17 protein-coding genes are annotated in these 22,103 nt (G+C 51.5%); 10 read left to right on the top strand and 7 right to left on the bottom strand.

What is annotated here, in order from left to right; all coding sequences use genetic code 11:
* Positions 1-105 precede the first annotated feature (105 nt).
* From AB8516_RS07580 to AB8516_RS07565, 4 genes are read left to right on the top strand one after another with little or no spacing between them, the layout of a single operon-like run.
* Positions 106-2,268, top strand: a complete 2,163-nt coding sequence (locus AB8516_RS07580) for a marine proteobacterial sortase target protein (RefSeq protein WP_369159534.1) — start codon at positions 106-108, stop codon at positions 2,266-2,268.
* A complete protein-coding gene (locus AB8516_RS07575) occupies positions 2,265-2,963 on the top strand; it encodes a class GN sortase (RefSeq protein WP_369159532.1) in 699 nt (232 codons plus the stop codon). The genes AB8516_RS07580 and AB8516_RS07575 overlap by 4 nt, the downstream gene beginning before the upstream one ends.
* Positions 2,905-3,624 (top strand): type 1 glutamine amidotransferase, encoded by a 720-nt coding sequence (locus tag AB8516_RS07570; RefSeq protein ID WP_369159530.1) that lies wholly within the window; start codon positions 2,905-2,907, stop codon positions 3,622-3,624. Before AB8516_RS07575 ends, AB8516_RS07570 begins: the two co-directional genes overlap by 59 nt.
* On the top strand, positions 3,621-4,334 hold the full coding sequence (locus tag AB8516_RS07565; protein ID WP_369159528.1) for a murein L,D-transpeptidase family protein: 714 nt from the start codon (positions 3,621-3,623) through the stop codon (positions 4,332-4,334). Before AB8516_RS07570 ends, AB8516_RS07565 begins: the two co-directional genes overlap by 4 nt.
* 42 nt (positions 4,335-4,376) lie before the next feature.
* Here the strand turns inward: AB8516_RS07565 and AB8516_RS07560 are convergent, their stop codons facing one another.
* Positions 4,377-5,060, bottom strand: a complete 684-nt coding sequence (locus tag AB8516_RS07560) for a c-type cytochrome (protein WP_108292540.1) — start codon at positions 5,058-5,060, stop codon at positions 4,377-4,379.
* A 209-nt stretch (positions 5,061-5,269) separates the two neighbouring features.
* Between AB8516_RS07560 and mrcB the strand changes: the two genes are divergently transcribed.
* The 4 genes from mrcB (at position 5,270) to AB8516_RS07540 (ending at position 14,482) form a co-directional block, all read left to right on the top strand.
* Positions 5,270-7,594, top strand: coding sequence for a penicillin-binding protein 1B (gene mrcB / locus AB8516_RS07555; RefSeq protein WP_369159526.1), 2,325 nt, complete (start codon positions 5,270-5,272; stop codon positions 7,592-7,594).
* A gap of 498 nt (positions 7,595-8,092) precedes the next feature.
* Positions 8,093-11,782 (top strand): DUF1631 family protein, encoded by a 3,690-nt coding sequence (locus AB8516_RS07550; RefSeq protein ID WP_369159524.1) that lies wholly within the window; start codon positions 8,093-8,095, stop codon positions 11,780-11,782.
* Positions 11,783-12,030: 248 nt separating this feature from the next.
* Positions 12,031-12,528 (top strand): hypothetical protein, encoded by a 498-nt coding sequence (locus AB8516_RS07545; RefSeq protein ID WP_108292534.1) that lies wholly within the window; start codon positions 12,031-12,033, stop codon positions 12,526-12,528.
* A 37-nt stretch (positions 12,529-12,565) separates the two neighbouring features.
* On the top strand, positions 12,566-14,482 hold the full coding sequence (locus tag AB8516_RS07540; RefSeq protein WP_369159521.1) for an ATP-dependent DNA helicase: 1,917 nt from the start codon (positions 12,566-12,568) through the stop codon (positions 14,480-14,482).
* Positions 14,483-14,568: 86 nt separating this feature from the next.
* Here the strand turns inward: AB8516_RS07540 and AB8516_RS07535 are convergent, their stop codons facing one another.
* From AB8516_RS07535 to AB8516_RS07525, 3 genes are all read right to left on the bottom strand, one after another.
* Positions 14,569-14,964, bottom strand: coding sequence for a bacteriohemerythrin (locus AB8516_RS07535; RefSeq protein ID WP_369159519.1), 396 nt, complete (start codon positions 14,962-14,964; stop codon positions 14,569-14,571).
* A 410-nt stretch (positions 14,965-15,374) separates the two neighbouring features.
* Entirely contained in the window at positions 15,375-16,793 is a 1,419-nt protein-coding gene (locus AB8516_RS07530; protein ID WP_369159517.1) for a Glu/Leu/Phe/Val dehydrogenase, read from the bottom strand.
* Positions 16,794-16,919: 126 nt separating this feature from the next.
* Positions 16,920-17,675: a pteridine reductase gene (locus AB8516_RS07525; protein ID WP_369159515.1), complete on the bottom strand. Its 756-nt coding sequence runs from the start codon at positions 17,673-17,675 to the stop codon at positions 16,920-16,922.
* 62 nt (positions 17,676-17,737) lie between these two features.
* Between AB8516_RS07525 and AB8516_RS07520 the strand changes: the two genes are divergently transcribed.
* Complete coding sequence (locus AB8516_RS07520; RefSeq protein WP_369159513.1) at positions 17,738-18,943, top strand: class I SAM-dependent methyltransferase; 1,206 nt, start codon at positions 17,738-17,740, stop codon at positions 18,941-18,943.
* Between the two features lie 149 nt (positions 18,944-19,092).
* Here AB8516_RS07520 and AB8516_RS07515 read toward each other — a convergent pair whose 3' ends face one another.
* Entirely contained in the window at positions 19,093-19,602 is a 510-nt protein-coding gene (locus AB8516_RS07515; RefSeq protein WP_369159511.1) for a thioredoxin family protein, read from the bottom strand.
* A gap of 39 nt (positions 19,603-19,641) precedes the next feature.
* Complete coding sequence (locus AB8516_RS07510) at positions 19,642-20,100, bottom strand: thioredoxin family protein (protein ID WP_369159509.1); 459 nt, start codon at positions 20,098-20,100, stop codon at positions 19,642-19,644.
* 454 nt (positions 20,101-20,554) lie between these two features.
* Between AB8516_RS07510 and AB8516_RS07505 the strand changes: the two genes are divergently transcribed.
* Complete coding sequence (locus AB8516_RS07505; protein ID WP_369159507.1) at positions 20,555-21,370, top strand: sulfite exporter TauE/SafE family protein; 816 nt, start codon at positions 20,555-20,557, stop codon at positions 21,368-21,370.
* On the opposite strand, the gene AB8516_RS07500 is transcribed toward AB8516_RS07505, so the two are convergent.
* Entirely contained in the window at positions 21,359-22,033 is a 675-nt protein-coding gene (locus AB8516_RS07500) for a hypothetical protein (RefSeq protein WP_369159505.1), read from the bottom strand. The two genes, AB8516_RS07505 and AB8516_RS07500, sit on opposite strands and share 12 nt — an antisense overlap.
* Between the last annotated feature and the right edge of the window lie 70 nt (positions 22,034-22,103).

Raw genomic sequence — 22,103 nt, 5'->3', positions numbered from 1 at the left:
TTTTCTACAGCTCTCCAGAGAAACCCACCGGCAATAGTTTCCGTTGGGTGCCTGTCGGATCGGTAATCCCACCTCGGCAGTCGCGGATCAGAGGGGAGGTGCGGTGTGCTGCAAAAAAACGCTGTTAATACCTCGGCAGGGGAAGGGAGAGCCGACTGCTTCAGCAACAGGATATTTATTCGTGATCTGGTATTGACGTTGCTGGCAGCGGTATTTACCGGATTATCCGGTGGATTATTATTGATTTTACTGGTTTTTGGTTGGAGTGATGCTGCGGCTGACGGCCTGCATAAGGCGGCCGCCGAGTTACAGCTGAGATCATTAGATGGTCAATTGCTGCAGCAGGCTCCGATGTTAAAAAGCGATGTCCAGATTGATGTTACCGGTATGCTGGCCAGGATTCGTGTTGAGCACCTTTTTAAGAATCCCAGCCAATCGTGGATGGAGGGTGTTTATCAGTTTCCACTACCTGAAACATCGGCAGTCGAGCGGCTTCAGATGCAGATTGGTGAACGGGTTATCGAGGGGCGGATCGAGGAGAAAGGAAAGGCAATAAAGATCTATCGGAAGGCCCGTGATAACGGTCAACGTGCAAGTCTCCTGAAACAGCAGCGGGCCAATATGTTCTCTGCTTCCCTAAGCAATATAGCCCCCGGCGAAGAGATTCGGATCGTGATCGAATTTCAACAACAGGCTCGTTATATGGAGCGCCGTTTTGAACTGCGCCTGCCGTTGGTGATCGCCCCACGATATATACCCGGCAAGCCGCTTTCGTCAGACACCCCGACAGCTCACACCCATACCGGGTGGGCATTGGATACCGATCAGGTCGAGGATGCAAGCCAGATCACACCGCCGGTCATGGACCCCCGCAATGGATCGATCAATCCGGTTTCCCTGAGGGTAAGACTCGATGCGGGTCTGCCACTGCAGGCCGTCACCAGCCACTACCACCCGATGTTGGAAAGGGTGGACGGTGAGGGTGTGGTTCATCTGCGGCTAGGCGATGGGGAAGTGCCCGCAGACAGGGATTTCCTGTTGAGTTGGCGACTTCAGCCGGGTTTCGCGCCGAGGAGCGTGCTGTTCACCGATCGATGGCAGGATGAAGAGTATGCGCTGCTGATGATTCTGCCTCCTGCACCGGAACACTACGAAACGGGGCTGAATCGTGACGTAATATTCGTGGTCGATCATTCAGGTTCGATGCATGGCCCATCGATGGAACAGGCGAAGGCTGCCCTGAGACTCTCAATAGCCGGTCTGCAACCGACAGACCGATTCAACCTGATCGGTTTCAATAATCGCAGTCGGATGCTGTTTTCCTCACCGCGGCCGGCCAGCGAATCCACACGGAGTCGGGCATTCCGCTTCATCGACTCCATGCACGCGGAGGGTGGTACGGAGATGTACCCGGCACTTGAGAAAGCCCTAAACAACAGGAATGAAGAGACTCGGCTACGCCAGATAGTGTTTCTCACCGATGGCAGTGTCGGGAATGAGCAGGCATTGTTCGACCTGATACGTCAACGCTTGGGTGCAAGCCGTCTCTTCACAGTGGGTATCGGATCGGCGCCGAATACGCTCTTCATGCAACGTGCCGCAAAATTTGGACGCGGTAGTTTTACCTATATCGGTGATTTGAATGAAGTGGCAAGTCGAATGCAGGGCCTGTTTGAGAAACTCGGGTCTCCTGCCATGAGTCATATCAGTGTTATGTGGCAGGGTCCGGGTAATATTGATGTGGAACCGCAACGATTGCCTGACCTCTATTTGAGCGAGCCATTGATGATATCCCTTAAAGGGGAACGGCTTAATGGCAGTTTGGCCCTCGAAGGCAGAAGAGGCAATAAGACCTGGAAACAGAGCGTTGAGATACAGGCCAATGGACGGGCGACGGGTATCCACACCCTCTGGGCCAGGCAGCGCATAGCAGGTCTGATGGCAATGCCGGACAATGAACTGGCTGAGGAGATGAAACGACAGCGTGTGGTCGACCTGGCGTTGAAACATCAGATCGTCTCCCCCTATACAAGTCTTGTGGCGGTGGAAAAGCCGGTTGCCCGTCCCCATAGCGAAGGCATGGTGGGGGGTATGATGCCGGTCAACCTGCCTGCTGGTTGGCATGCCGAGTCGGTCTTCGGTCGGTTACCGCAAACCGCATCACCAGCCCCGCTGCTGTTATGTGCAGGGAGCGTGCTGCTGCTGTTCTGGATCGTACTTGGACGATTCAAGACCAGGGGGCGGTCAGGTTCACTATTGGTTGAATGAAGACCTTGATCAGTAATGTTCTGACCATCACCCGATTGTCTCAGGCGCTGTTTCTGCTCGCTTTTTACCTGCTTGCAGAGGGGATGTGGATTGAGGCAAAGGCCTGGCTGGCGGAGGGACTGATTGCGGCTGCCTGGGATGAGACAGTCTCTCATGAAGATAACATCCCTCCCTGGCCCTGGGCCGATACCTGGCCGGTAGCTCGACTGGAGGTGCCCAGGCTGGGTGTCGAACGCTATATCCTGGCGGGTGTCAGCGGCCGTACGCTGGCATTCGGGCCGGGTTGGGCCATGCAGACAGCTCGGCCGGGTAACGCTGGAGCAAGCCTCATAGCCGGTCACAGGGATACTCACTTCCACTTTCTCAAGGAATTGAGGCATGGAGACCGCTTGGTTGTGGATACCCCGGGTACCGGTAAAGTTATCTATCGTGTCGCCGCTACTGCAATTGTTCATCAGCAGGAGAAATGGTTGATGTCCAATCAGGGGGGGCACGGATTGCTACTGGTGACCTGCTATCCTTTTGATGGCCTTCTACCAGGTGGCGAGTCACGTTATCTGGTATGGGCAGAAGCTGAATCGAGACAGACATTCGGGTTAGAATCGATGTTGAGTCACTACATAATTAGAAGTCTGAATGAAGCCTATCCGGATTTTTCGCCATCTCGTCTGTCAGCACCCCGGCTATCTGGGTGATTATCTGCAGGCACGCTCCATCCCCTGGGAGATGGTCTGCATTGATGAGGATCATCCCATCCCGCAAAAGACGCATGATGTCTCCGCGTTGGTCTTTATGGGGGCCGGTGTCAGCGTCAACGATCAGTTGCCCTGGATTGATGGGGAACTTCAGTTGATCCGCAAGGCCTTCGATCTCGATATACCCGTAATGGGGGTCTGTTTCGGTGCTCAGCTTATGAGTCGGGCGCTGGGAGGCGAGATAACCCGTGGCAGGGGAATGGAGATTGGCTGGCATCCCGTAAATACGCTGGTCGAACATGGCAATGACGGTTGGTTATGGGATATCCCGGAACAGTTCACTGCCTTTCATTGGCATGCGGACACCTACACGCTACCAGCGCAAAGCAGGCATCTGTTGAAAAGCAACTGTTTTGATCAGCAGGGATTTGTCATGGGCGATCATTTGGGGATGCAGTTTCATCTCGAGATGACCCGGGAAATGGTAGAGAACTGGATAGAGCGATATGGAAGCGATCTGTTGCTCGATTCGGATTGTAGTCAGTCAGCAGAGGCTATACTGACCTCAATTGACCAGCGGATTGAGACGTTGCATAAAATCTCCGATCTTATTTATGGCAGATGGGTAGAGCGCGTACTGGCGAGGCAGGGTCAGGCATGAGAAAGCTCCTGCTGCTGCTTGTGCTGATGTTGAACAGTGCCTGGGCCTCTCAGGATTCCGAGCTCGAAGCAGCGCTGGACCATTTGAGTGTCGGTGTCGAGCGGCGTCTGAAAACACGTTTTGAACAGGCCGGAGTCGAATACCCGCCTCAACGGATCCAGCTGATTGCATTGAAAGAGAGTCGGCGACTCGAGTTGTGGGCTTTTCAGCACGATGAGTGGCAGTTTATCCACGACTATGCCATTTTCGCGGCCAGCGGCGGTGTGGGACCCAAGCTGCGTGAAGGGGATAAGCAGGTACCGGAAGGTTTCTATCGCATTACCGAGCTCAATCCCAATAGTCATTTCCATCTGTCGATGAAACTCAACTATCCGAACGGGTTTGATTGGCTGAATGCGACCAGAGAGGGCCGGGTGGCACCGGGCTCGAATATCTTTATTCATGGCAGTGCTTGGTCAGCGGGTTGTCTGGCAATCGGCAATCGCTATATCGAAGAGCTTTTCAAGCTGGTTGCAAAAGTGGGTTTGGAACACTCAGCTGTACTCATCGTCCCGTATGATTTCCGCCAAAGGGAGATAATGGTGACAGAGAACGGACCTGCCTGGCTGGGGGAGTTATATGCCTATCTTAAACTGCGTCTTGTACAGTTCCCATTGACGGAAAAGAGGTTTAAGTGTGCCTATGATTGCAGAGAAGCATCAAACAAATAGGGCATGGCTGAAGCTTAGCCCATTCATGGATATGAACCGGACCTATTTCAAGTTCGCCAGGTAGGTTGCCACCGCATCCATATCTCTGTCGCTAAGGCGTATTGCAACACCGGACATCCAGACATTGGTTCGCTTGCCGGTACGGTCGCGAAACTCTTTCAGCATTTTAACAACATAGTCATGGCGTTGACCGGCAAGACGGGCATAACCTTCCTGGCCGCGTCCATTTTCACCATGACATTTGACGCAGGCATCCTTAAAGATCTTTTTACCTTCGTCAAGCAGCGAGCTGTTGCCACCGCCTGAGGGTTTCATTTCCATGTCTCCATAGTAGAGAGCGATCTTTATCTTGTCTTCGAAGCTGAAGGTTTTGGCCAGATTGCTCATCAGATAATCATTACGCCTGCCATCGCCAAAACGCTGGAACTGATCAACGAGATAGACCGGATTCTGTCCGGCCAGGTTAGGCGCAAGCGGTTGTACTGCTATACCGTCTTTACCGTGGCAGGAATTGCATAATATTGTCCTTTCACGCCCCTCCTTGACCATCTGTTTGTACAGTTTGCCGTTGTTTGCTATCGCTTCAATGCGGCTTTCAAGACTTTTACGCAGTTTTATATCCTCTTCCATGTCATTCGCCATTGCATTCTGACCCATCAGCATTGTGGCAATCGCGATGAGTGTGATTGTCAACAGCCAATTTATAATCGGAACTACGGATCGCATCTGGTTTCAACTCCCTGCTATCATGTACATTTCAAATCAACATAGCGGCCAAGATTTTTGAGACTTGATTCACGTATTGAGATTTTAGGAATTTAAAGCATGAGGATGCGGCATACCGGGGTAGTCTCCAATAGATTACGTAATAGTCAGTTGGCCGCCCTCATCAGATTACGAGCGATTGGATTCGGTCTATAGAACTGTAAACGAGTATGACGAAGAAGCGTGCAAAACGGGGAATAAGCAAGTCCAATCGCAGTAGAAATCAAAGATGGAAGCGATGGTTTTTGCTTGGGATAGTCACTCTTCTCTTGGCGGTAATTCTATATCTCCTCTATCTCGACCAGGTCGTGCAAAATCGTTTTCAGGGACGTCGCTGGGATGTGCCCGCCAAGGTATACAGCCGAACCCTGGACCTCTATCCGGGTGCCTATTTGGCTACCAGCCATCTGCAACAGACGCTCGACGGACTGGGATATCGACGGGTTAAACATCCTGATCGGCCCGGAGAGTACTCCAGCTATCGCGGACGCTATCTTATACGCACGCGCCCGTTTCATTTTCCCGATATCGATCGTCCAAGCGACTATCTGGAAGTTGTTCTGGATAAGCAGGTTGTGCGTACCTTGAAGCGGGCGAGTAACGGAGATCCGATCGGTTACTATCGTATTGAGCCGAGACTCATCGGCAGTCTCTCCTCGACGCAAGGTGAAGACCGTATTCTGCTGATACGAGAGGAGCTGCCTGATTTACTGGTGGCGGGCTTGATTGCGGTGGAGGATCGCAGCTTCTATCAGCATATCGGCATCGATCTGATGGCGATCGGGCGTGCGCTGTGGGCCAACCTGGCCGCGAAGCGTGTGGTGCAGGGTGGCAGTACACTGACGCAGCAGTTGGTGAAGAACTACTTCCTCAGCCTGGAACGTACTCTGTGGCGAAAGATCAATGAAATCGCGATGGCTCTGATACTGGATATGCGATACAGCAAGGATGAGATTCTTGAAGCCTATGCAAATGAGGTCTATCTGGGACAGCAAGGGGGAAAGGCAATTCATGGCTTTGCCCTGGCCAGTCGTTTCTACTTCAATCGACCCTTGCATGAGTTGGACCTGCCTCGCATGGCGCTGCTAGTCACCCTGGTCAGAGGGCCTTCGGCCTATGATCCGAGACGTCACCCGGAGCAGGCAAAAAAGAGACGGGGTCTGGTCCTGCAGCTGATGGCGGACCAGGGTGTGATCAGTCCGCAACAGGCAGATTCGGCAAGGGGCCAGCCCTTGGGGGTAGAGCAGGGCAGCCTGCACAGCTCAGGTAGTCCGGCATTTATGGATCTGGTCAAACGCCAGTTACGCAGAGATTATCAAGAGGAGGATTTAAGTGCCGGTGGTTTAAGAATTTTCTCCACTCTTGATCCCTGGTTCCAGCAGCGTGGCGAACAGGCATTGTCACAGCAGCTAAGTGAATTGGAGCGTAAACAGGGCATCCAAGCCGGCACCCTTCAAGGGGCGCTCACCCTGGCAGATACGGAGACAGGGGAGGTGTTGGCTGTTGTGGGAGACAGAAACCCGCGCTACGCAGGTTTTAATCGCGCCCTGGATGCGGTACGACCGGTTGGGTCACTGATCAAACCCGCCGTCTACCTCACAGCCCTGTCTCAGTCAGGAGACTATCACCTGCTTTCACCGCTCGATGACAGTCCGATCCAGATCAAGGGAATGAACGGTGAAATCTGGACCCCTGGTAATTATGATAATCAGAGTCATGAAGGGGTGACGCTGGAGCAGGCGCTGACAGAGTCGTTCAATCAGGCAACGGTCCGTCTCGGTCTTTCTGTCGGACTTGAATCGGTAATCGACAATCTATACAGGCTGGGGATACGCCGTCCGCTCCATTCCTATCCGTCGCTGCTTCTGGGTGCGGTCTCCCTCTCGCCCCTGGAGATGACCCAGATGTACCAGACACTGGCGAATGGCGGATATGGCGCTACCCTGAAATCGATCCGTGACGTGACTGATGCACAGGGTACGCCACTCTCGCGATACCCGCTGACGGTTGAGTCAAGGGTGGATAGCCGGGCGGTCTATTTGCTGCGGCATGCACTTAACGAAGTGACCCGTAGCGGTACGGGCAAGGCGCTCCAGTGGCTGTTGCCGGGTGAAGTGGACGTGGCGGGAAAGACTGGAACTACGGATAATTTACGCGATAGTTGGTTTGCCGGATTTGACCAGAAACATACCGCAGTCGTTTGGGTCGGACGCGATGACAACCAACCGACTGGATTGACAGGTTCCAGCGGTGCCATGCGGATCTGGGCCGGCTTGATGAATGGTATAGGTGTCTCGTCATTACAGCAGAATCTGCCGGTGGGTGTGGAGATGCTCGCGATTGATCCCGAAACCGGACTTCTGGGAGAGGGATGTCCCCAAGTCCTTGAATATCCTTTCATTAGTGGTAGCGGTCCGGCATCCCGGGCAGCTTGTGCCCGCTCTGGATCAGTGGTCGAAGATGGAATTCTCTGGTTTCAGCGCTTTTTCAACTAAGAGGCCTGTTATCGCTGATTTGATTGTCACTGCCAAGCCTTTATATCTATCCAGCGGCGTTATCCATCGCTTATGCAGCTTTACTGCGCCACAATCCTTCTGCATTGCTGGACATAAATGAGGCCTAAGGAATCGCTGATTTCTACCGATCATAACAATTACAAAGCATGGAAAAAGGTTTTTGAAAATAACTATATTCCTATTATTCAATTACATATGATGATCTGGAATGGCATTTTATCTGTATGATGGTAAATCTCTAAATTATTCAAAGGCTTCTTAAGCGTATGAATCGGTTCGTGATCTTGTCCTTAAGACGGTATATGCCCTGCATTTCATCCTGACATGTGTTTAACAGGGGTTATGCGGGAATTAACACTTTTAACAAATTATCACCATTATAATTTCAAGCTCTACAACCGATCGCCGATAATGGAATAATCTGGAAATCAAAAGGTTATTGTTTTACCGGGAGTAACCTTTGCAGCGGACCAATGAATGAATAACCGTAGAAGGCATCAACGGCTGGAGATCGATCTGTCGGCAGATCTGGCTTTTCGGGGGCAGACCTTCGAGGAGTGCAGGATTTGTAACTTTTCCGAAGGTGGTATCTATCTGCAGTGTGATGACGAGAGGCTGGATGAACTGCTGCCCGATGGTTACATCGCAGAATCTGATCGTATGGATGCGGTGCTTAGCTTTGCCTCCAAACAGGTGCGTGTTTCCTTAGTCTATAAACATGATCATGGAGTGGGTGGCAGCATAATTGATCATCAGGAAGCCGAGGCGCTATATACCTATCTTCAGTCTCAACGAGAGAACAAGCACATAGAACAGGCATCTATCGATAAGGCGGCAGTGACGCCAATGATAGAAGCACTACAGAGCCGGTTGCTCGATTACCTCAATCCGCTGCTGAGGTCTTTTTTCACTCAGTCAAAAGAGGCCTTGCTGGCGCGCGCCAATGAACCCCAGAGCAGTCAACAGGAATCAACACTGATTCTGATGATGACAGCACTGGAAAGAGAACAAACTGAGATTTCAAAAGCCTTTTTCGGACAGGTAGAAAAGTCATTTGATGAGTTGGTCAGCCTGGTTAGTGTCACCCGGGCTCCCTCGACGGAGGTTAACCAGGAACTTGAACTGGTTGAGAAGGTTGAGATCGATCACTGGGTTGTAATCAACGATATAGCCAGGCAGAGTGAGACGGAATTGGCACGTGACCTCTACCACATAGAAACATCACTCACCTATCTGACAGAACATACGATCAAGGATGAGAACAATCCTCTCTCACCGATCAGTCTGCTCAATGCGTTGAAACATGCATTGGGCAGGTTCGATTTGGAAATCAACTGTTTTCACCTGATACTGAGTGTATTTCATGGGACTGTCCTGAAAGGGCTCGATAGTCTATACGAAGAAATCGTTGAGCTACTGAAGGAGAAAGGAATCGATTTCACTTCACAATACCAGGTCAGCACCAATCAAAGTCTTCAGGCGAAAAAGATATTCCATCCAAATGTGGGTAAGGTTATACAACATCTATCCACACTACTCGATGTGAAGCATCATACTGACCGGAACGATCCGGGATCAAATGTTGCAAGGATTGATAAAAACCAGGTTATAGAATCCCTCAATAAACTGCCACTGAGGTTTGGCTCGTCAGTCCTCAAACAGCTCGAATATGAACTGGAGAGTCAGTCATCCGATAATCAAAAACTTGATCCACTGGTTAGTGCTGCGGTCACTACCGGGGAGGAACTGGTTTCTTCACTGCGTGATGATCCACTTGTACCGGCGGAGTTGAAGGATCTGCTGAACCGGATGGAGATTCAGATTATTCAGGAAGTAGTGAATGATCCCTCGTTACTGGAGAACAGTAAACATCCCGTCAGGCAACTGCTGGCCACGATAGAGTCCCTGGCCCCCTATCTCACGATGGGGAATCAAATGGCACAGATCAGGGAAATGGCGAAGATATCTCAACTTCTTGATGCTATTGATTGCAACAAGCTGACCAGCGTTTCTGAAGTGACACAGGCACTCGAGGCTCTAAAACATACTCAGCTCGAGAAATTTCATCGCAATCGTCAGCTTGCAATTGAACACTGTGAAAAGGATGAGCAGTATATTGCGGCGGAGCGTGAGGTCTTAAGCTACATACGTACTCAGTTGTCGGATAAATCGGTATCCATTGCGATAGAAAGACTGTTTCAATTCGGATGGATCAAGCTATTGGTGCAGACCTATGCAATTGAAGGTGAAGAGAGTACGGCCTGGAAGGCCTATTCCCGTGTCATCGAAATAATGGGGAAACTTTTCCTCAACCAATCGTCACCGCACGAGATGAGTGAAAGCCGAATTCGCGATCTGATTTCGCTTATCAGAAAGGGGTTTCGTGACTATCCCGTATATCCCGAAGAGAGCCGGAACTTTGCGATCGAATTACAGACAGCACTCATCAGGGGGGGCGATGCAGCGGCGCCGTTTTGTGAGCAGAGAATAGAGGTTGATGAAGAATACATGAGCCGATATTTCACCGACGGGGCCGATAAGCCTGTTAACAGTGCTGAAGCCGGAATTGATCAGGCTTCATTGGAGAGAGTCAAGTCCCTCAAGATCGATACCTGGGTGGTAGTGGATGCAGGTGAACGTATGCTTTTTCTGGCTTGGAAAAACGACGACTCAAACCGTTTCCTGTTTGTGAATGGAAATGGCCTGAAGGCATTGGATGTCACTGATATTGAATTGGCAAAATCTGTCGATAGCGGTGACTACAGTGTTATGCAGGATCGGGTGCAGCCGATTGTTGACAGGGCCATAGATCGCATACTGTTTACGAGTTTCAATCATATCAAGGATGAGTATTCCACCGATGAACTGACCGGACTGTTTAATCGCCGCAGGTTCGAACGCCATCTGCGTGAGTTGTCAGTTGAGGCGGAAAACAAAGACAAGCAACATGTATTGATACTGCTTGACCTGGACAAATTTCATGTGGTCAATGATCTGTGCGGTTTCAAAGGCGGTGACCAACTGCTGCAGACAGTTTCATCAATCGTCTCCAGCTATATTAGCGAAGATGGCATGGTGGCGCGTATCGGTGATGATGAATTCGCCCTGCTTATGAGGAATGCGGATCTGGATAAGGGATTTCAAAATGCTGAATCATTACGTCATGCAATCGAGGGGTACCGCTTCAGTTGGAATGATCGCCTGATACCTGTTTCAGCCAGCCTTGGTGTGGTGCAGGTGGACGCCCGGCAACAAGCGGATACCAGTGAACTGTTACAGGCTGCCAAGTCTGCCTGTTATATGGCCAAAGAGGGTGGCAGAAACTGTACGCGACTCTATTCGGCATCCGATTCCGCTTATCAGAAACACATGCAGGTTATCCAGACGATTCCAGCTATTCAGGAGGCGTTGGCGAACGATCGAATGGTGCTCTTTGCCCAACCAATCGTTCCGCTTAAACAAGATGCGGGATTGAAGCCACACTATGAAATCCTGTTACGAATCCTCGATGACAAGGGTGAACCTCAACCACCACAGCGTTTCATCAAAATCGCCGAACAATATGATCTGATGCGAGCCGTTGATCTTTGGGTCATAGATCACTTCTTTGATGCAATTACACCCTATGGCGACAGGCTCCTGGGAGACGTCAGTTTCTCAGTCAATCTGTCGACCACGTCTGTTGTCGACAGCGAATTCAAGCGCTATTTGAAACAGCGTATCAGTGAGTCACCCGTTCCTGCCGAGCAACTGGGATTCGAGGTCACTGAAACGGCTCTCGCCAGAGATATCGAGGATACGGTGACCTTCATGAAGGAGGTCAGATCGATGGGGTGCTCCTGTTATCTGGATGATTTCGGGTCCGGTTTCGCCTCTTTCTCGTATCTCAAGGATTTTCCCGTCAACTACGTGAAAATCGACGGCATCTTCGTGCGCGAGATGATCCAGAACACCGCCGATCTGGCGATGGTTATTTCGATCATGGAGCTCGCTCATTTCATGGACAAGGTGGTGATTGCCGAACATGTGAGTGATGCCTCTATCGGCAAGGCGCTGCAGGAGATGGGGGTGGATTTCGCGCAGGGCTATCATTTTGGACGCCCCAGGGTCTTCACTGAGGTTTTGCAAGAGATTGTGGGGAACCGGCAACAAATCTCCACTGCCTGATCGATCCCTTTTATTTCGAGGCCACGACTATTGCCGGTGTTGATGCACAGCAGGGCAAACGGGGCAGGCAAATCGGAAATCTTACGCAAAACCCGTTTCAACCCCGATAACATGACAACGCATGTTGGCGAAGGGGGGCAAATAGCGGATATCTGTGGCTGCAACAGTCACTAAGCGTTTCTTGACAGGCGCCAGATAGGCTACAATCCGAGCAGAATTCCATTCCTGAATAGTGAGGGAGCAGAGGCTTGACCCTGTATGCCGCCGACAAACTGATTGCCCAGGCCCGGGTATTGGCCGCTGAGTATCGTCGTACTATGGGTAAACCCCTGCCCGGTATCAGTAATGAAATTGCGGAATATGATGCTGTCAAGCTACTCCGGCTCGAGCCCAAACCAACGGGTGAGGGTGGCTATGATGCGGTAGATCCCAAGCGCGGCGATAAACAGATTCAGATCAAATCAAGAACCATTTTCGATGAAAGCAAATCAGGTCAAAGGATTGGTCAGCTTAAACTCGATAAGGATTGGGACAGTGTTGTGCTGGTACTCATGGATGAGGATTACGAACCCTATGAGATCTATGAAGCAGAGCGGGACGATATTATTGAGTATGTCGGTAAAAGCAGCAGCAACCGGGCTAAACGTGGTGCTATGTCGGTGGCGCGTTTCAAGATCATCGGTCACCTTGCCTGGACCCGCGAAAATGGCCTTGAACCCGAAGTCTGGGATAATCAGGCTGACTAGGGCCTGCTAACAGATCCTGGTTCCCTGCAGCAGTTCTATGACGGATATCGCTGAGATTTTCGACCCCGATGGCTGGTTGGCGAAGCGCATCGAGGGTTTTTCCTATCGCCCGCAACAACGGGAGATGGCTCAGGCTGTCGGCCGGATTATGGATCAGGGAGGTGTGCTTATCTGTGAAGCCGGGACTGGTACCGGTAAGACATTCGCCTATCTGGTGCCGGCATTGATGTCCGGGCAAAAGGTAATCATCTCAACCGGCACCAAAAACCTCCAGGATCAACTGTTCCACCGGGATCTGCCCATGGTGCGGCAAAGCCTGTCGAGTCCGGTTGCAACGGCATTACTGAAGGGTCGTGCCAACTACCTTTGTATCCACCGTCTGGAGAATACGCTACATGAAGAGCTGCATCTCACCAGGGAGCAGGTTGAGCAGTTGCAGTGGATTCGTGAGTGGTCGATCAAAACCAGGAGCGGCGATATAGCTGGGATGACCCAGGTACCTGAGGATGCGGGAATCTGGCCCTATGTGACGTCAACAACCGAAAACTGCCTGGGGCAAGAGTGCTCAGCCTATAGTACCTGTCATCTCATGGAGGCGAGAAAACGCGCCCAGGAGGCGGATCTGGTGGTTGTCAACCACCATCTGTTGTGTGCAGACATGGCGTTGAAGGAGGAGGGATTTGCGGAACTTCTGCCCAGTGCCGACTGTTTTATTCTCGATGAGGCGCATCAACTGCCCGATATCGCAGGAAATTTCTTCGGCGACAGTGTGAGTGGCCGCCAATTGCTTGAGCTGGCACGGGATACCGTTGCGGAGTATCACCGTGAGGCAAAGGATACTCCCGAAATACTGGAACATGCAGAACGTCTGCAGCAGGCAACCAGGGATATGCGATTGGCCTTTGGCCTGGAGCAGAGACGGGGAGCCTGGTCTGAGGTTGCAGCCAATCCATCGGTGAATGCCCATCTTGACGGATTGCTGGATTCCATCGACCAACTGGCGCAATCGTTACGCACCGTGGAAGGGCGGGGAAAGGGCCTGGAGAGCTGTAGTGAACGCTGTGGTACGGTGCTTCAACGACTGCACGGTCTACGGCAGAATGATGATAGCGAGTCAATCCGTTGGTTTGAGACTCACCGACAGAGCTTTCGTTTGAATCGTACACCGTTGGAGATCGCGGATATATTTCAGGGTGTCATGCAGGAACATCCCGCATCCTGGATATTTACTTCCGCCACGCTGGCGGTAGGTGGCAGTTTCGAGCATTTTTCAAAGCAGCTTGGATTATCTGAAGCCGAAACCCATTGTTGGGACAGTCCTTTCGATTACCCGCATCAAGCGGTCTGGTATGTGCCAAAGAACCTGCCGGAACCCAGCAGCCCTGAGTTCAATAGGGCAGTATCCGATATTTCACTACCTATATTGCAGGCAAGTGGAGGTCGTGCCTTTCTGTTATATACAAGCCACAAGGCACTGCAGGAGGCAGCTGATTATCTGAAAGAGAAGCTGAGCTACCCAATGCTGGTGCAGGGTACGGCACCAAGAACCGAGTTGGTTGAACAGTTTCGAAAGCTCGGTAATGCGGTATTACTCGGGACATCCAGTTTCTGGGAGGGTATCGATGTGCGTGGGGAGGCGCTTTCCTGTGTAATCATCGATAAACTGCCATTTGCATCACCCGGCGATCCGGTACTTCAGGCACGCATCGATGCCTTACGCAAGCGAGGTGGAAATCCCTTCATGGCGTATCAATTGCCTCAAGCCGCAATTGCCTTGAAACAGGGGGCGGGACGCTTGATTCGTGACGAGAAAGACCGGGGTGTTTTGGTGCTCTGCGATCCCAGGCTTTTGAGTAAACCCTACGGAAAGATATTTATTCGCAGCTTGCCGCCGATGACCAAAACACAGGATTTTACAGTATTGGAGCGGTTCTTTTCACTGCCGGAAGGATGAAAAAAAGCGGGACCGACGTGTCGGGGGCACTCGCAGGTCCCGCGAGGATGAAGCCAAACCTGGCTTTTCATCAAAACTTGTAGTCTTCAATTGCTCAATGCGGGACCGTACGGTTTATCAATGATCGGGATATGGTGATCGAGCCATTCTTTTATGTAGGTTAATGTACCTTCCTCAATCTCCATTTCGCCGGCATGAAACTTATCCTGGATGTCGGTACATATCTTGATCAGGAGATCATGCTCTTGACGATGATGGTCCAATCCGCTGTAACCACGCTCCTCCATTAAACGTTCTTCGGTCTCAAAGTGCCTGACGACAAAATCAATCAGGTTGTCCAAGCGATTGCCGATATCGATGTGGTCTCTACTGATGACAGCATCATGAAGTGCATTGACGCGGTCGAACAGCTCTTTATGCTGACTATCACAGAGGTCGACACTTGTACCGTGCTTCTCCTCTACCCATTGCATTAGTGACATACATGAACTCCTATTTCCGTTTGGATGTATATCTGATCTTTTATATTCAGCTGGCGTGAAATCATGAGCATTATGGTGTTGTTCAGGTATTCAACCTGATTAAAGGCTATCCATTCCTTACATAGGCTTGTCGTGAGAATAGGCTGTGCTTGAAATCACTGGAATGGCGAAAGGTTGAAGGGCGCCATGTCAGGTTTAGGATATTTCCGGCAGTTAATTTGATTGTGCCGAGATATTGGCTCAGGTTGTTACTATTACCCATATACGATCACTCCTCCCTGTGCGCGATACCTTTGTGTGTATCGTCTGTGTCCCTTCAATCGTCAATCTGTGTGATAACCCGCCGAGTGGACATACGAATTAAATTCTTATACAAATACCTCAAAATGTAAAGTGTTTTTGTATTGTTCTTAAACGCCAATATCAATATAGGAGCGTGCCAGTTTTTGCAGGGCGATAACATAGGCGGCGGTTCGGTAATCTTCGAGTTCGGGTTTGCGACTGCGTATGTCGATAATCTCCTGCAGTGCCAGTCGCATGCTGTCATCGAGCCCGGATCGTACCAAGTCAAGCTCGTCTGCGCCCCGAGACAGGCTGCCCTTAATCCATTCGGGGACCTGTTTTCCCGTCGTTTGTTCCAGCGCGGCAACCACATGTCTGCCGCGTGACTCATCCAGACGACGTTCGATACGACCAAATCGCATATGGCTGAGGTTACGAATCCACTCGAAATAGGAGACCACTACACCACCGGCATTGACATAGGCATCCGGCAGGATGGTGATGCCTCGACTGCGCAGGATGCGATCGGCCTCGAAAGTAACTGGGCCGTTGGCTGCTTCGGCAATCAACTTAGCGTGGATATTCGGTGCGTTGTGCTCATTGATCGCACCCTCGATCGCGGCGGGTATTAGGATATCGCACTCGGTTTCCAGAAGTTTCTCGCCTTCTACAACGAACTCGCCGCCGGCAAATCCCTTCAGACCTCCATGGGAGCAGCGGTGGTAATACGCCTCTTCCACATGGATTCCATCGGGATTGAAAATCCCTCCGTCCCGGACAATGATGCCGACTATCTTGGCGCCGTCCTCCTCGGATAAAAACTTGGCAGCGTGATAGCCCACATTGCCCAGTCCCTGGATGATGATGCGCTTACCCTCCAATCCACCGTCTATACCGGCGGCATTCAGCTCCTCCTTGTGCCGGAAGAACTCCTGCAGTGCATATTGTACACCCCGTCCGGTGGCCTCGGTTCGACCGTTGACGCCACCATGTGCTACCGGTTTGCCGGTGACACAGGCAAGGGCGTTGATCTCTTCGGGATAGAGGTGTTTATAGGTGTCGGCGATCCAGGCCATTTCGCGTTGACCGGTCCCCATATCTGGTGCAGGCACATTGGTTGCCGGGTTGAGAAAGCCCGGTGCCGCCAGTTCTCGCGCAAAGCGGCGTGTAATCTGCTTCAATTCATCCCGAGAGTAGTTATTCGGATTGATACACAGTCCACCTTTCGAGCCGCCGAATGGGACGTCAACGATGGCGCATTTATATGTCATCAGTGCCGCAAGCGCCTCGACCTCCTGTTGATCAACGTTTTCCGCATAGCGTAATCCACCCTTGGCAGGCAGGCGGTGGATACTGTGTACTGCTCGCCAGCCGGTGAAAAGCTCAACCTTGCCTCTTATGTCTACAGGGAAACTGACCTGTAAAACCGAAGTACATGATTTGATGGCATTGGCGATACCGGGATCCAGCTCCATAAAAGCCAGTGCACGATCGACCATATGGTCGACGCTTTGTCTGAATGTCAGGCCGGATGATACTTCCGTCATAGTCAATAGCTCGTGGTTAAAGATGTGTTTCAGATGTTTGATTGTTGATGTTACAACGCATGCCGTCACACTGTTGCGGCACCTTCAGGGTAGTTGATATATGTCCCATACTACTATTGGTCCGCCTTACTGCTGTAGTGTTCTGCCACCATCGACGGCGATAATCTGGCCGGTAATATATGTGGCGTCACGATAGAGGAACAGCAGCGTGCGGGCTATATCTTCCGGTGTTCCCGCCCGTTTCAACGCGGTGCGCTCGAGAATGTCCGCGCGTTCTTGGTCGGTCAGGCCCTGTTCCGGCCAGAGAATGGCCCCTGGTGCAACGCCATTGACGCGGATTACAGGTCCCAACTCCCGTGCCAGGGATTTCACTAGCATGGCGTTGCCTGCTTTTGCGATCGAGTAAATGGGGTGATTCTTAAGCGGTCGCCTGGCATGGATGTCCACCAGGTTGATGATACAGCCTTCACTTCGATAGAGCAGCGGCGCCGCCGCCTGCGAAAGAAAAAAGGGCGCCTTGAGGTTACTGCCGATGAGATCGTCCCAATCGCTGACTGTCGCTTCTCGTAGCGGGGTCGGATAGAAACTTGAGGCATTATTCACCAGCAGGTCAAGCCGCTGACACAGTGTCTCGGCCTGATTGATGAGAAAGTTGTAACTTTCAGCTTGGTGTAGATCAGCCTGCAACAGCCACACAGATTGGGCGCGTTTCTCCTCCAGTTCGTGCTTTACCTGCTCTGCCGCCTCCTTGGAATGGCGATAGTGGAGTAGAATATTCATCCCTTCAGCGTGTAACTGACGGGCGATAGCGGCACCTATCCTATGTGCGGCGCCGGTGATCAGCGCACATTTTCCAGTCAGACCGTTCCGGTTTTGCGTCATTGAGGAACTCCGTGGTTGAATGTCGCGTCTACTCTAACGGATTCATCAAGGTTTCAAAATATATGCCTGACTGTCTCAGCGATAAACCAGCGCCATCCGGCAGAACACTGCCGTTGCCTGATGCCACCTCCCAAGCTGTCAGTGAAAGACTGATGCGACAGATAAAACGCGCAATTGAGAAGGGGAACGGTGCCATTCCTTTCGATCGATTTATGGAGATGGCGCTGTATGCGCCGGGGCTGGGTTACTATGTGGCCGGTAGCCGTAAATTCGGCGAACAGGGCGATTTTATCACCGCCCCGGAGGTTTCTCCTCTATTCGCACAATGCCTTGCCCGTCAGATAGAGCCGGTATTGGCGGAAATTGAGTCAGGCGATGTATTGGAGTTCGGTGCCGGTTCCGGGGTGCTTGCAGCCGATCTGTTGGCGGAGCTGGAACAGCTGGGCAGACTTCCGCACCGTTATCAGATTCTGGAGCTCAGCCCTGAACTCAAGGCGCGGCAACATGAGACGCTTAAGGAGCGTGTTCCCCATCTTCTCCATCGGGTGAATTGGCTGGACACGATGCCGAACGGTATTCAGGGTGTTGTAATCGCCAATGAGCTGTTGGATGCGATGCCGGTATGTCGGTTCCGGATCAATGACGGTGCAGTCGAAGAGTGTTTCGTGATATGTGATGAGGATCAATTGCGGGAACATTTTGATTCTCCCACTACCCCCGGCCTTGAGTCTGCGGTCAAAGAGATCTATCAAACCAGCGGTGATCTGCCCTCCGGCTATATTTCGGAAATCAATCTTCGTCAAACCGCTTGGGTATCGGCCTTGGCCATGGCAATGGATCTCGGTGTGGCGATCCTGATCGACTATGGGTACAGCCGGGCAGAGTATTATCACCCGCAACGTAACCGGGGTACCTTGATGTGCCACTATCGTCATCGCGCCCATAGCGATCCATTTCGCTGGATTGGTTTGCAGGACATTACCAGTCAGGTCGATTTCACTGCACTCGCGAGGGATGCGGTCGAGGCGGGATTCAGATTGGGTGGTTATACAACCCAGGCCCATTTCCTCATTGCCAATGGTCTCGATAGTCTGTTGGCGGAGTCCGATCCAAACGACCTGAGTCGGCATATATCCTTGGTGCAGGGGGTCAAGCGTCTGACCCTGCCCACGGAAATGGGAGAGCGCTTCAAGGTTCTGGGGCTGCTGAAGGGGTTGGATATCAATCTGCAGGGCTTCAGTCTACGGGATTTCTGTGAACGTCTCTGATACAGCCATGTCGGTTTTGTGATGACTCTGCGTCGGTTGTCACGCCACCAGGCGCCGTTGACCTGATGCATGATCACAATCCGGATTATCCGCTACCTGGCAACTTGCAGCGTTACCTTGAAAAGTGACTTTAGCTGCTGCAGAGCAGGTCAATCCCCTGCCGAGAGGATTTTAGCCGTGGCCTGGTCGATCGCAGCCTCGATGTAGAGAAACAAAAAGTCCACGGTATTGATACCTATAATACGCTGAGCAGCCTCTCTGCCTTCGGCATCGAGAAACAGCAGTGTGGGTGTTACCGAGACATTGTATTGAGTGATGAACTCATCAGCTGTCTGCCGCTCACCCTGCAGGGTGGTGACCATTTCACCGGGATCGATGGAGAGTTCTCGTATCAGTACCCGATGCCGATACGCTTGGTCCAGTTGCAGGGGTTGCAGCACCTCTTCTTTCATCCGGTCGCAATAGCCGCAATGGTACTGAGACACCATTAGCAGGATGGGGATCCGGTTTTGTTTGGACGCCCTGCTCAGCTGCTGTATATCCTCGAGAGGGGTCAGTTTGCCCACATCGGCGGCGACGTATGAGCCGCTCAGTAGGTAGAGAACGAAAAGGTGAGCAAGTTGTTTCAGGTTGTCGGCCTGAGGTTGAAGCGAAAGCATGCTTCTGGCTCCCGGGAATGGAGCAAATCCTTTGGCTCTTTATTCAAGGGCCTGGAAAGAGGCGATCAGGGATGTTCGCAGCAACTCCAGGTATTCGTCCTGGGAATTATACCCCACGATCGGATCTACCAGGGGATTTCCATCTGGATCGAGTATCATCAGCGTTGGAACCGCATAGATTTTATAGCGGCTCTTAAACTGCCGGCTGCGGATCGGGTCGCCGTTGAAATCGATGATCTTGCCGCTCGAATAGATATCAAATTCGCGGATCAGGGGCAATCTGTGGTCTGATTCGTAGGCTAATGGTTCAATGACTTCATCTCTCAGCCGCTGACAGTAGCCGCAGGTGTCGGCGTTGAAGACAACGAGAATGGGTAAATGTGTCTCGCGAGCGATGTTGGAGAGATCGGACCAGTCATCGGTTGTTAATGCGGGATCGGCAGAGCTGGCGCCGAAAAAGAGTAGAAGTGCTACAAAAAGGTACTGCTTGATCATCATTAATTACTGCTTACCAGATGATAACCAGTAGTATATCAAATTTTTCTAATATAGCAATAAATACCCAAGCCAAATCTGGTTTATATTGTTAATTTCTACCCATTTTGTGAGGTTGATCTCAGATATGTTGGAGCGTCTCGACCTGTATCGCCAACCTATCGTGGCATGATTAAGGGTATGTCGATAATCTCTTTATATATCAGTAATCTACAAGTGTATTAGAGCGTGATCTAGCGACGTGGAAGGCGATCTGCCTAGAAGAGGAACCCTTGTACAGGCCTCTCACAGGCGCTGGTCCAGAGATGGTTGAGCCCAGTGTCCTTACAGGCACCATTCCATCCAAGGGGGCAGGCGAATACCTGTTGAGTGCAGATATCATCGGTTTCTCGGCATCATAGTGTAAACTCGCAAACCTGATGCTTACCTTCTGCAGGACAGACTGAAATAATTTCCGATGAATGCTTTGATCTTCTCCATCGGTCTTGAATCGCTTTTGTTGTTTTTACTGTTGGGGTCCCTAGTCGGTCTTGTGGCCGGCCTGTTTGGTATCGGTGGGGGGCTGGTGATTGTCCCTGCACTGATTTGGGGATTGCCATTGCTTGATGTGGCTCCTCAGCATGTCACTCATATTGCAGTGGGGACCTCCTTGGTAACTATCGTGGTTACCTCGCTCTCTTCTACCTATGCCCACCACAAACGTCGCGGTGTAATTTGGCGTGATTTTTGGATTCTGGCTCCGGGTTTGCTTATCGGTGCCTGGCTCGGCAGTGTCGTTGCCAGCTTGTTGAATGGTGATGTGCTGCGAACTGTCTTTGGTATATTTGCCGTTTTTGTCGGTCTGCGAATGTTTCGCACGGGCAAGGCTCGAAGCAAAACACTACAAGTGCCCCCTTTGGGTATGGTGTCGCTAGCCACGCTAATTGGTGGCATATCCGCCATTGTGGGGATTGGTGGCGGCTCTATGACTGTGCCTTTCCTGCATGCCACTGGTGTCGAGATGAAAAGGGCGGTTGCCACATCCAGTGCTTGCGGTCTTCCGATTGCATTGTCGGGGGCTGCCAGCTTCATTGTCGTTGGTTGGGGATTGGAGGGTTTGCCGCTCTATAGCAGTGGGTATGTCTATTGGCCGGTGGCGCTTATTATCATAGTAACCAGTAGTCTTTTCGCGCCTGCTGGAGCGGCGTTGGCTCATCGATTGCCGGAGCGGCGGTTGAAAAGCGTCTTCGCATTATTTCTTATTTTGGTAGGTGCGAAACTGCTATTTGGCTGATTTGATGCCTTCAATCAAGGTATATGGCGGTATCGGGATCGGCAGTTGCTTGAAATAGAGGAAGTCGCCCGAATCACTGCGCATTATCATCCGACCGTTGTCGAGCGCATAATCATATTCCTGGACCAGCTCCGTTTCCGGATCGAGCATGAGCAGCTTGTTTCCCACAATTCGATAGCGGCCATCACGATACACTTCCGCATTGGCATAGATCCGAAAATGGCCATACATTACCAAGACAATTTCACCGCCCCGGCCAATCCAGATGCCATCTAAAATCGATTTTCTGGTGGTTGGGGGTTTAGGTCGTGGAGCAAGGCCCCGCATCGGCAGTCCGTCAAATCCCGGTGCCGGGTAGGCGTATGGGCCGACACCCGGTATCGGTGCTGAATAGCCTGGATAATAGCCCCTTCCAGGTTTACCCCAGGGTGATCCGCCCCAATTATGCCAGCTGCCAGACGGGGACGAACTTATATCGAAATCCCAATCAGTGTCTCCTTTGAACCTGTGTGCAAGTTCGCCCATGGTATCCATCATGGCAATCATTGCCTTGCTCATGATATTGGCTGGGGATGTCGCCGCCTGACTATCCGAAAGGTTCATAATAAGCAGCGGTATCAGCCAAATCCATGAATGGATGGTAGTGCGTCTAAATCGATGCATGATGAGAAATTTCCGATGCGTACCAGTCTGCTGGGGCCATAGTGAATGGTAATCATAGCCGAATAAGGGT

Origin of the sequence: Candidatus Thiodiazotropha sp. LNASS1 (genome assembly GCF_964212655.1) — a bacterium.
Lineage (GTDB): Bacteria > Pseudomonadota > Gammaproteobacteria > Chromatiales > Chromatiaceae > Thiodiazotropha.
Note: the sequence above shows the minus strand (reverse complement) of the source record. Positions and strands in the feature narration are given on the sequence as shown.

Excerpts from the sequence above, each read along its gene's own strand:
- AB8516_RS07515 (WP_369159511.1), bottom strand. The coding sequence starts at position 19,602 with ATGCTTTCGCTTCAACCTCAGGCCGACAACCTGAAACAACTTGCTCAC.
- AB8516_RS07510 (WP_369159509.1), bottom strand. The coding sequence starts at position 20,100 with ATGATGATCAAGCAGTACCTTTTTGTAGCACTTCTACTCTTTTTCGGC.
- AB8516_RS07500 (WP_369159505.1), bottom strand. The coding sequence starts at position 22,033 with ATGCATCGATTTAGACGCACTACCATCCATTCATGGATTTGGCTGATA.
- AB8516_RS07575 (WP_369159532.1), top strand. The coding sequence starts at position 2,265 with ATGAAGACCTTGATCAGTAATGTTCTGACCATCACCCGATTGTCTCAG.
- AB8516_RS07525 (WP_369159515.1), bottom strand. The coding sequence starts at position 17,675 with ATGACGCAAAACCGGAACGGTCTGACTGGAAAATGTGCGCTGATCACC.
- AB8516_RS07535 (WP_369159519.1), bottom strand. The coding sequence starts at position 14,964 with ATGTCACTAATGCAATGGGTAGAGGAGAAGCACGGTACAAGTGTCGAC.
- AB8516_RS07570 (WP_369159530.1), top strand. The coding sequence starts at position 2,905 with ATGAAGCCTATCCGGATTTTTCGCCATCTCGTCTGTCAGCACCCCGGC.
- AB8516_RS07565 (WP_369159528.1), top strand. The coding sequence starts at position 3,621 with ATGAGAAAGCTCCTGCTGCTGCTTGTGCTGATGTTGAACAGTGCCTGG.
- mrcB (WP_369159526.1), top strand. The coding sequence starts at position 5,270 with ATGACGAAGAAGCGTGCAAAACGGGGAATAAGCAAGTCCAATCGCAGT.
- AB8516_RS07560 (WP_108292540.1), bottom strand. The coding sequence starts at position 5,060 with ATGCGATCCGTAGTTCCGATTATAAATTGGCTGTTGACAATCACACTC.
- AB8516_RS07530 (WP_369159517.1), bottom strand. The coding sequence starts at position 16,793 with ATGACGGAAGTATCATCCGGCCTGACATTCAGACAAAGCGTCGACCAT.
- AB8516_RS07520 (WP_369159513.1), top strand. The coding sequence starts at position 17,738 with ATGCCTGACTGTCTCAGCGATAAACCAGCGCCATCCGGCAGAACACTG.
- AB8516_RS07505 (WP_369159507.1), top strand. The coding sequence starts at position 20,555 with ATGAATGCTTTGATCTTCTCCATCGGTCTTGAATCGCTTTTGTTGTTT.
- AB8516_RS07540 (WP_369159521.1), top strand. The coding sequence starts at position 12,566 with ATGACGGATATCGCTGAGATTTTCGACCCCGATGGCTGGTTGGCGAAG.
- AB8516_RS07550 (WP_369159524.1), top strand. The coding sequence starts at position 8,093 with ATGAATAACCGTAGAAGGCATCAACGGCTGGAGATCGATCTGTCGGCA.